The sequence below is a fragment of the Thermomicrobiales bacterium genome (assembly GCA_041390825.1).
Lineage (GTDB): Bacteria > Chloroflexota > Chloroflexia > Thermomicrobiales > UBA6265 > JAMLHN01.
Genome location: JAWKPF010000042.1, coordinates 23,026 through 32,171 on the forward strand (window position 1 = coordinate 23,026; position 9,146 = coordinate 32,171).

A 9,146-nucleotide genomic window follows, 5' to 3' on the forward strand; every position below is an offset into this window, starting at 1 on the left:
GACGATTGGCCGTCATCCCGAGCTAATCCGGCGCGATCAGCTCATTCCCCGAAACCACCTCGGCCTACCACGTGCCGGACCGTTTGAAGAAATCTGCCAACCGCTCATCGCGGCGGATCTTGTGGAGGCGCAGTGGTTGTAGCAGGACGCGACGCATCCGCTCCGGCGATCGGATCGGGAACGCGCGACAATACCGCACACGCTGTGTATGTCGTCATGAGGGAAGGTTCCGATGAAAGCCGTTGTTGTTCATGAGCCTGGCACGGTCCGCATCGAGGATGTGCCGATACCGGAGGTCGGACCGAAGGACGTGCTCGTCCAGGTAAGTGCGTGCGGCATCTGCGGCACCGACATCCACATCATCGATGGCGAATTCCCTCCGACCACCTATCCGATCATCATCGGCCACGAATTCGGGGGCACGGTCACCCAGATCGGGTCAGACGTGGTCGGCTTCGAGGTCGGTGACCGGGTCGGCGTCGATCCGACCCTGAACTGCGGTGAGTGCTATTTCTGCCTGCGCGGAAAAGGCAATCTGTGCGAGCGCTGGAATGCGGTCGGCGTCGGCCACTCCCCGGGCGGATTCGCCGAATATGTGGCTGTGCCCGAACGGAGCGTCTATCCCATTCCCGACAGCATGTCGTTCGAAGCTGCCGCGTTGATCGAGCCAGTGAGCTGTGTTGTACACGGCTTCCATCTGCTCGCTCCCTCGGTCGGCGAAACGTATCTGGTCTACGGCGCGGGTCCGATGGGATTGCAAAATGCGCAGGTGGCACGCTACAACGGCGCCGGCGCGGTGGCCATTATCGACATCAATCCCAGCCGCCAGGAAATTGCCCGGTCCTTCGGGTTCGACAATGTCGGCGCCTCACTCGATGAAGTACGCCATGTGGCGCCACGCGGGTTCGACAATGTGATCGAAGCGACCGGCAGAACCAAGGTCGCCGAGCGGGCGATCGATGCGGTCATCCGCGGTGGCAAGCTGCTCATCTTCGGCGTTTGCCCACCAGGGGAAACGGCCGCCTTCGATATGTTCAAGGTCTACAATGAGGAGATCACCATTCTCGGCTCGATGGCCGTGGTCAAGTCGTATGGTCCCGCGATCTCGGTCCTCGATGCCGGCGCGATCGATGTCGACAAGATGGTTTCGCATACCTTCCCGATCGACCGCTTCGACGACGCCATTGCCACCGTTCGCGCCGGAAAAGGGCTGAAAGTGCAGGTTACCCCCGGCGCCTGAGCGCAGCGGAGGGCCGAGCTAATCTGGCGCGATCAGCTCATTCCCCGAAACCACCTCGGCGTACCACTTGCCGGACCGCTTCACGATCCGCTCCTGCGTCGCGTAGTCGACATAAATCAATCCGAACCTGGTGCGATACCCTTCCGCCCATTCGAAGTTGTCCATCAGCGTCCAGACGAAATACCCCTTGACCGGCACACCGTTCTCGATCGCCGTGTGCAGGGCCGCCAGATGATCGTGGATATACCGGACACGCTTGCGGTCGTCGATCGCCCCATCCACGACCCGATCTTCGAACGCGGCGCCGTTCTCGAAGATGTACTGCGTTTTCCAGACATCGCCGTAGTCGTTCTGGATGCGGGTCACGGTATCGATCAGACCGGACGGCTCGATGATCCAGTCCAGGGCAGTGCGCGGCAGATTCGCCGGCTTGATCCTGCGGGAATAGAGGGGCGGCTCGGGAGCCGCCTCGATGTACTCCCCGTTGTAGAAGTTCACTCCCATGAAATCGGTCGGCGCCGCGATGATCTCCATGTCGTTCTGCCCAATCTCCGGCCAGACCTCCCGGAACAGATCGACCATGTCATCCGGATAGCCGCGGCCCGCCAGCGGATCGAACCAGACGCGGTTGCGCAATCCGTCCTCCCGCTGGGCGGCGTCCAGGTCTTCCTGACTGTCGCCATAGGGATAGAACGTGGTTGGGTTGAGGCAGATCCCTGCTTCGGCATCGGGCACATTCGCGCGAATCACCGGCATTGCCAACCCATGCGCCAGCAACAGGTGATGCATCACCTGCAATCCTTCTCGCAGGTTCTGGCGCCCCGGCGCATGCACGCCGACCACATACCCCAGCACTGCGCTGCACCACGGCTCATTGAGCGTGATCCAGCGTTTCACCCGATCGCCGAAGCGGCGCGTCACCACATCGGTGAACTCCGCAAACGCGGCGGTGGTGTCCCGGTTCACCCAGCCGCCCTGGTCGTACAACGCGGACGGCAAATCCCAGTGATGCAGCGTCACCCACGGCTCGATACCGCTCTCCAGCAACCCCTCGATCAACCGATCGTAGAAATCGAGCCCTCTCGGTTCGATACGGCCAGTCCCTTCGGGCAAGATCCGCGGCCAGGAGAGCGACAGCCGGTAGTTCGGCAACGCGATATCGCGCATGAGCCCGATATCCTCCCGCCAGCGGTGATAGTGATCGCAGGCGATATCGCCCGTCTCCCCATTCACCACCTTGCCCGGGGTATGCGTGAAAACGTCCCAGATCGACGATCCGCGCCCGTCTTCCTGCACAGCTCCTTCGATCTGATACGACGCCGTCGCCGCCCCCCACGCGAACCCGTCCGGAAACATCTCACCAGCCACGTTCTTTCCTCCCGTCGATCGTCATGGATGGAGCATAGCAGGCGGCATGCAGCACGCAGCACGCACCTGCCGGTGACGGCTCAGGAGCCCAGCAAGGAAGGACGAATCCTCGACATCGATTGAGCGGCGCGTTGAGCGCCAGACCTGTGCCAAGCGCTCAGGGCGAGCGCGCTATCCGTCGATCTCGACGGTCGCGCCGATGATGACGCACGCGTTGCCCGGGAGCGCTGCCATCCCTGGAGAAACGCGCGCGTGGCGCCCGATCTCTTCACCGAAGAGCTCCAGGATGAACTCCGAAAAGCCATTCGTGACCGCGCTGGTCTGGGCGAAGCCGGGATCGGCGTTCACCATGGCGGTGACCGAGAGCCATGCCGTCACGCGGTCGAGATCGCCGATCTCGCGCTGCAACGTGCCGAGCAGGGCAAGCGCGCATCCCTTGGCCGACTCCCTGGCTGCCTCGATCGAAACCTCGGACGGCACCTTGCCAAACGGCCCCGCGCTGGTTCCATCGGCATTGCGGGCGCCCTGACCGGAGAGGTAGGCGATTCCGTTGCGCACGCGAATGTAGTGCGGCGGCGAACTCCCCGGCGCCGACTTCACCTCCGGGGGCAACACCAGCCCCATCGCCGCGAGCTTTTCCTCGATGTGCATCCAGACCTCCATCTCGACAAAACAGAGGGCGCGATTTCTCGCGCCCCCTTTCACAATCCAAATCTGCGTGCTGACAGCCGCGTGCTGCCTGCCGCGTTACCGCTCCGGACCGCCCTCGGCGATGAAGAGTTCGGCCGGAACCGTGCTCATGGTCGTGAACGACGGCCAGTGCATAGCGGCGATGCCGTTGGCATCCGGCGCCTTGAAGTCGCCTGCCACCCACGGCTTGATGAACTGCACCTCGGCGCCGTGGTAGACGAAGACCGCCGGCACATCCTCGACCAGGATGCGTTCCGCATCCTGGAACATCTTGATGCGCTCTTCGGAATCGCCCAGGAACTCCGCCGCCGCGCGCACGCCAGCGTCGAAGTCCGGATTCGACCACGAATGACGGCCGCCCGAGAGCCAAACGCTCAGCATGTTGAACGGATCGAAGAAGTCCATTCCGTAGCGGATGAACCCGAGCGATATTTGCGTCGGCTTGGCGGTCAACGCAGCCATGTAGCCCTGCGAGTCCTGGCTGACGACTTCGACATCGATGTTCAGGTTTTCCTTGATCATCGCGGCAATCGCCTGGCCCACCGTCTCCTCGAGCGGAGTTGGAGCGCGCAGCATGAGCTGCTGGGTCGGGAAGCCCTCGCCGTCCGGATAACCGGCTTCGGCCAGCAGCGACTTCGCCAGCTCGGGATCGTAGGCCTGGATGTCCGCCACCGCTGCGGTCTGGTTGCCGGGGAAGCCGGGCGCCAGCCATGAATAGGCCGGAACACCGTTCGGTCCAAGCACGCTCGCCTTGAGCGCGTCGCGGTCGATCGCATGGCTCCAGGCCTGGCGAACCTTGATGTCGGTCCATGGCTCCGAGGTCACGTCGAAGAAGACATAATAGGTCGGGAAGTCGCCCACGCCCGAGTAGATCTCGGCCGCGGTCGTCTCGTCTCCCTGCATGATCGTCAACGCGGCCGGAGCCGGGTTGGCGTAGAAATCGATCTCATCGGCCTGATACATCGCGAAGTAGTTGTCCGGCGAGGTCAGCTTGCAGCGCACCTCATCGACCAGACCAGGCAACGTGCCGGTGTAGGCCTCGTTGCGGACATAGCGGACCTCCTGGTCCGGCAGCCACTCGGAGAGAATGTACGGACCGGCCGAGATCGCCGTCGCCGGATCGGTGTTGTAGAACAACCCGTTGGCTGCCAGTCCGGCCGCCGACAGCGGCAGGGAATAGAGCAGCATGGCCGGCAGATAGGGGGCGGGCGCAATCGTCTCGAAGACCAGCTCGTACTCGTTCGCGCCCAGGCGCACACCGATCTGATCGACCGGCATCTCGCCGGCTGTCGCCTCGGTCCAGTTCTTGAGCACACCCTGGAAGTACCAGGTGAAGTCCCAGGCGGATTCCGGATTCGCAGCGTTCTGGAAGGTCGCGACCCAGTCGTTCGCGGTCAGCGGGTTGCCGTCGCTCCACATCAGACCTTCCCGGATCTTGAAGGTCCAGGTCATGCCGTCTTCGGAGCCTTCCCACGACTCGGCGGCCGCTGGCTCGATACCGAATTCCTTATTGACACGCACCAGCGGTTCGCTGAAGAGGTCGGCCACGCCAACCCGCTGGTAGACATAGACGTAGAAATCGATCACCTTGGCGACCGACGCATCGGACACCATGACCAACACCTGATGCTCCGCTGGTGTTGGTTCCTCGTCCTGCGCTCCCTGCCGGGCTATGCGGCCGGATCCAGACGGCGCCGCCGACGTGCCGCGCAGCATTCCGCCACCGAAAATGCCGAGTCCCGCGGCCATCGAGCTTCCGATAACCGTGCGCCGGGTGATGGGATGTTGCAAGACGAACCCCGGCTTGACTTCGTTCTGACCGTCGTTGTCAGTCATGTTTGCTCCTTTGCGCCGGAACTGACTGGGACGTCCAGCAACAGCACCGGCGGGTTGACGCAAAAGTGAATCAATTCTGGCGCGGGTCGAGCGCGTCGCGCAAGCCGTCGCCAAGGAACGCGAACCCGATCACCGTGAGCGCAATCGCCAGGGTCGGGAAGAGTCCCAGATACCAATAGAGCTGGATGTACTGCCGGCTGTCGGCCACCATCTTGCCCAGGCTTGGCACCGGTTCGTTGATTCCGAGTCCCAGAAAACTCAGCCCTGCTTCGGCAAAAATGGCAGTCGGCATCAACAGCGTGATGGCAATGATCAGCGGCGGAACCGCGTTCGGCAGCAGGTGCTTGACCGCAATATGAAACTTGGTGGCTCCCAGCGCTTCGGACGCTTCGACAAAGTCGCGTTCGCGCAGGGTCAGCATCTGCGCTCTGGTCAACCGGCACACGCCAACCCAGGTCGTCACGCCGATCACGAAGACCACATTCAGCACCTGATTGCTGAAGAGGAAGTCCGTCACTCCGCTGTTGACGACCGAAAGAAGGAAGATGGCAAACAGCAGACCAGGAAAAGCAGTCATGATCTCGATGATGCGCATGATGACGAAGTCGGTGGCGCCACCACGCAACCCGGCCGCGATCCCCAGTGGAATCCCGATGGCGCATGCCACGATCACCGCCAGGAACCCAACCATGTACGAGGTGCGAATCCCGTACACCACGCGGCTCAGATAGTTGTGTCCGATCTGATCGGTGCCCATCGGATATTCCCGGCTGGGGAAGAGATTCACCGCCAGCAGGTCCGCCTTGGAATAGTGCGTCGGGGCGATCCATGGCGCGAAGATCGCCACCGCGAGCAGGAGCAGCACGATCACCAATCCCACCATGCCCAACTTCTGCCGCTTGAACCGGTCGACCGCCAGCTGAAAATTGGTGCGGTATCGCCGTCCGGTTTGGGCTTCGCTTTGGTCGATGAGCGCCGGCTGCTGAATGTCGCCGGAGAGCTCGATGGGGTCCATCATCCGACACGCCCTCCCACCAGCCGCACGCGCGGATCGAGCACGGTGTAGAGGAGATCGGTGATCAAATAGGTCACGCCCCAAAGCGCCGCAATCAGCAAGGTAAGCGCCAGGATCATCGGGTAGTCGCGGCTGATCGTGCTCGTGACGAAGTAGGAGCCCAGGCCCGGGATGTTGAAAATCGCCTCGATGAAAATCGAGCCGGTCAGGATGTTGGGAATCTCCGGCAGCAGCACCGTTACCCAGGGAATCGCGGCATTCCGCGCGATATGCCCGGCCATGATGCGCTTTTCGTTCAACCCCTTGGCGCGCGCCGTGCGCACGTAGTCCGAGCGCATTGTTTCGATCAGGGTCAGCCGGGTATAGCGCGCCACCAGCGCCATCGGCGCCAGCGAATAGGCGATGACCGGCATGATGTAATGCTTCGGCTCACCCCACCCCCCGGTGGGCAACAGGTCCCAGCGCACACTGAGCATCAACACCAGCCAGGTGCCGATCACCCAGCTTGGAACCGTCAACCCCAGGGTGCCAACCGTCGTCACCAGGTAGTCGATCCAACTATTTTGCCGGGTTGCGGCAATCACTCCCAACAACGTGCCGAAGGTATAGGCAATGATGATCGTCGGGATGCCAATGGCGATCGTCACCGGCCAGCGGCTGGCGATTAGCCCTGTCACGGTTTCGGTCGGGCGTTGGAACGGCACACCGAAATCGAGTCGAACCGCATGCCACATATAGCGCAGATACTGCTCGTAGAGGGGCTCGTTCAGCCCGTACTTTTCCATCTGCGCCATGCGGGTCGCTTCCGGCAAGCGGCGCTCGCCGATATCGAACGGGCCGCCCGGCACGGCATGCATCAGCAGGAACGCAATCAACGAAACTGCGAACAGCACGAAGACAAGACTCAGGAGCCGCCCGAGAATGTAGCGTCCCAACAGCGTCCTCCTGTTGCAAAGCCAACTTCGTTACTGAGAATTGCGCCTGTGGAGCGCCAGTCTAGCACGGCAACCTGAGGATTGCGGTAAGACGGCGGCGTTGCACGACCCCGAGCCGCTTCGTTCGTGGGTGCATCCACGTGGTCCATACCTGACTCGTCTGCTGTGCAGAAAACCAACTCCGACGTACACTCAAATCGCCACGTGCGGTGGCCGCGGTTCGTTGCTGTATGCGCGTTCCGGCGAATCGCCGGAGTGTTGCGTCAACGGAGGAGCAATTCGTGAAGAAACCGTTCGACACCCAGGTTACCCGTCGTTCGCTGCTTGGCGCGGCCGGCGGTCTCTCGGCGCTTGCGCTCGCGGGAGCGCTGCCGAAAGTCGCGCTCGGGCAATCCCCCGTCGCCGAGGTGGCTCCGTATGCTGGCGAGGAAGTCACCATCACCTACGGGTTCTGGGACACTGCCCAGGAAGCGGCCATCACCGCCCAGATCGAAGCCTTCAAGGCAGTTCAGCCGAACATCACGGTCGAACCCCAGATCGTCCCCTGGGCCGATTACTGGACCAAACTCCAAACCGGCGTCGCCGGTGGTGAGACGTTCGATGTCTTCTGGATCAATTCGGCATCGCTTCCGGTCTACGCCTCTGCTGGCGCGTTGCTGCCAATCACCTCGATCGTCGGCGGAGATGGTGGCATCGACACGGCCAATTTCGCCGCGCCGCTGGTCGAGATGTACCAGTGGGACGGCGTGCAGTACGGCATCCCGCGCGACTTCGACACCATCGCGCTCTTCTACAACAAGGACATCTTCGATGCCGCCGGGGTTGCCTATCCGGACGACACCTGGACCTGGGAAACCTTCCGCTCGGTCGGCGAGCAGCTCACCGATGCCGGCGCGGGCGTCTGGGGCGCGGGTCTGCAAACGAGCTGGCAGGAGAACTACTACAACTTCATCTACCAGAACGGCGGCACGCTGCTGAGCGACGATCTCAAGACCTCGACGGTCGGTTCGCCTGAAGCGTCCGAAGCGTTTGTCTATCTGACCGGCTTCTTCACGGATGAGCTGTCGCCCTCGATCGCAATCCAGCAGTCGAATCCGGTGGCCGATACCCTCTTCCCGGCCGGTCAGGTGGCCATGATGCCGGGCGGCTCGTTCCGCGCGGGCACCTATGGCGCGGCCGATGCCAATATCGATGTCGCCCCGCTGCCACAAGGCAAGGAACGCGCCACCGTGACCCACGGCTTGGCAAACGTCATCTGGGCGAGCGGCGCGAATCCGGGCGCTTCGCTCGAATTCGTCAAGTTCCTTGCTGGCCCTGAAGCCGAAACGATCCTCGGCGAGTCCGGCGCGACCATACCCGCCTATGCTGGACTGCAGGAACCTTGGCTGCAAGCCAATCCGGACATGAACCTGCAGGTCTTCGTCGACGCGCTCGACTACGCACAGAAGGTTCCCGATCCGCCGGTCGGCTTCGAATGGCAGATCGAGATCCAGAAGGTCGTCATCGAGGGCTTCGCCGGCAACATCGCGCCGGAGGAGATCGGCCCCAAGGCCGCAGCCGCCGCGGACGCGGTGCTCTAGACCGTCTCGCGATCTCCGCACACACAAACGCCGGTGCCGCTTCTATAGTGGTACCGGCGTTTGGCACGCAGGAGCTTCTGCAGCGTCGCCGTTCACGGCGATCGCAGGTGTCAGGGCGGCATTCGCCCCGCACCGCCAACGCGTCGTATACCGGAATCAGCTCACACCAGCAGGGTCTCGATGACATTCAGCTCCATCCCAGTCGATGCGACCGCCAGCCAGAGCGCGCCTCCCGCGCGGTTCGGCCGGCGGGCGCGCAACGAAGCGCTCTGGGGCTATGCCATGATCGCCCCGGTGTTTCTTGGGTTCGCCGTCTTCTTCCTGATCGCGCTCGGCGCTTCGCTCTATCTCAGCCTGACCCGCTGGGACATGCTCTCCTCCCCGGTCTACGTCGGTCTCCAGAACTACCGCACCGTCCTGCACGACCCGGAATTCCGCACCGCGCTGTTCAACACCGTTGCGATCACCATTCCGCACATCGT

The 9,146-nt window shown here is 62.7% G+C and carries 8 protein-coding genes; 3 read left to right on the forward strand and 5 right to left on the reverse strand.

The features are described 5' to 3' along the window. Window positions 1-232 precede the first annotated feature (232 nt). Window positions 233-1,240 (forward strand): zinc-dependent alcohol dehydrogenase family protein, encoded by a 1,008-nt coding sequence (locus tag R2855_17730; protein MEZ4532838.1) that lies wholly within the window; start codon window positions 233-235, stop codon window positions 1,238-1,240. 18 nt (window positions 1,241-1,258) lie between these two features. Here R2855_17730 and R2855_17735 read toward each other — a convergent pair whose 3' ends face one another. The 5 genes from R2855_17735 to R2855_17755 form a co-directional block, all read right to left on the reverse strand. After that, window positions 1,259-2,608 carry a GH1 family beta-glucosidase gene (locus R2855_17735; GenBank protein MEZ4532839.1) on the reverse strand — a complete coding sequence of 450 codons (1,350 nt, stop codon included), beginning with the start codon at window positions 2,606-2,608 and terminating at the stop codon, window positions 1,259-1,261. Between the two features lie 171 nt (window positions 2,609-2,779). After that, window positions 2,780-3,259: a RidA family protein gene (locus R2855_17740; GenBank protein ID MEZ4532840.1), complete on the reverse strand. Its 480-nt coding sequence runs from the start codon at window positions 3,257-3,259 to the stop codon at window positions 2,780-2,782. A 96-nt stretch (window positions 3,260-3,355) separates the two neighbouring features. Beyond that, window positions 3,356-5,134, reverse strand: a complete 1,779-nt coding sequence (locus R2855_17745; protein MEZ4532841.1) for a peptide ABC transporter substrate-binding protein — start codon at window positions 5,132-5,134, stop codon at window positions 3,356-3,358. A gap of 70 nt (window positions 5,135-5,204) precedes the next feature. After that, window positions 5,205-6,152, reverse strand: coding sequence for an ABC transporter permease (locus R2855_17750; protein ID MEZ4532842.1), 948 nt, complete (start codon window positions 6,150-6,152; stop codon window positions 5,205-5,207). Next, a complete protein-coding gene (locus R2855_17755) occupies window positions 6,149-7,084 on the reverse strand; it encodes an ABC transporter permease (protein ID MEZ4532843.1) in 936 nt (311 codons plus the stop codon). The genes R2855_17750 and R2855_17755 overlap by 4 nt, the downstream gene beginning before the upstream one ends. A 281-nt stretch (window positions 7,085-7,365) precedes the next feature. On the opposite strand from R2855_17755, the gene R2855_17760 reads away from it, so the two are divergent. Together R2855_17760 and R2855_17765 are read left to right on the forward strand one after the other, a co-directional pair. After that, a complete protein-coding gene (locus R2855_17760; GenBank protein ID MEZ4532844.1) occupies window positions 7,366-8,664 on the forward strand; it encodes a sugar ABC transporter substrate-binding protein in 1,299 nt (432 codons plus the stop codon). Window positions 8,665-8,844: 180 nt separating this feature from the next. Next, the coding region (locus R2855_17765; protein MEZ4532845.1) for a hypothetical protein at window positions 8,845-9,146 on the forward strand (302 nt) is incomplete at its 3' end.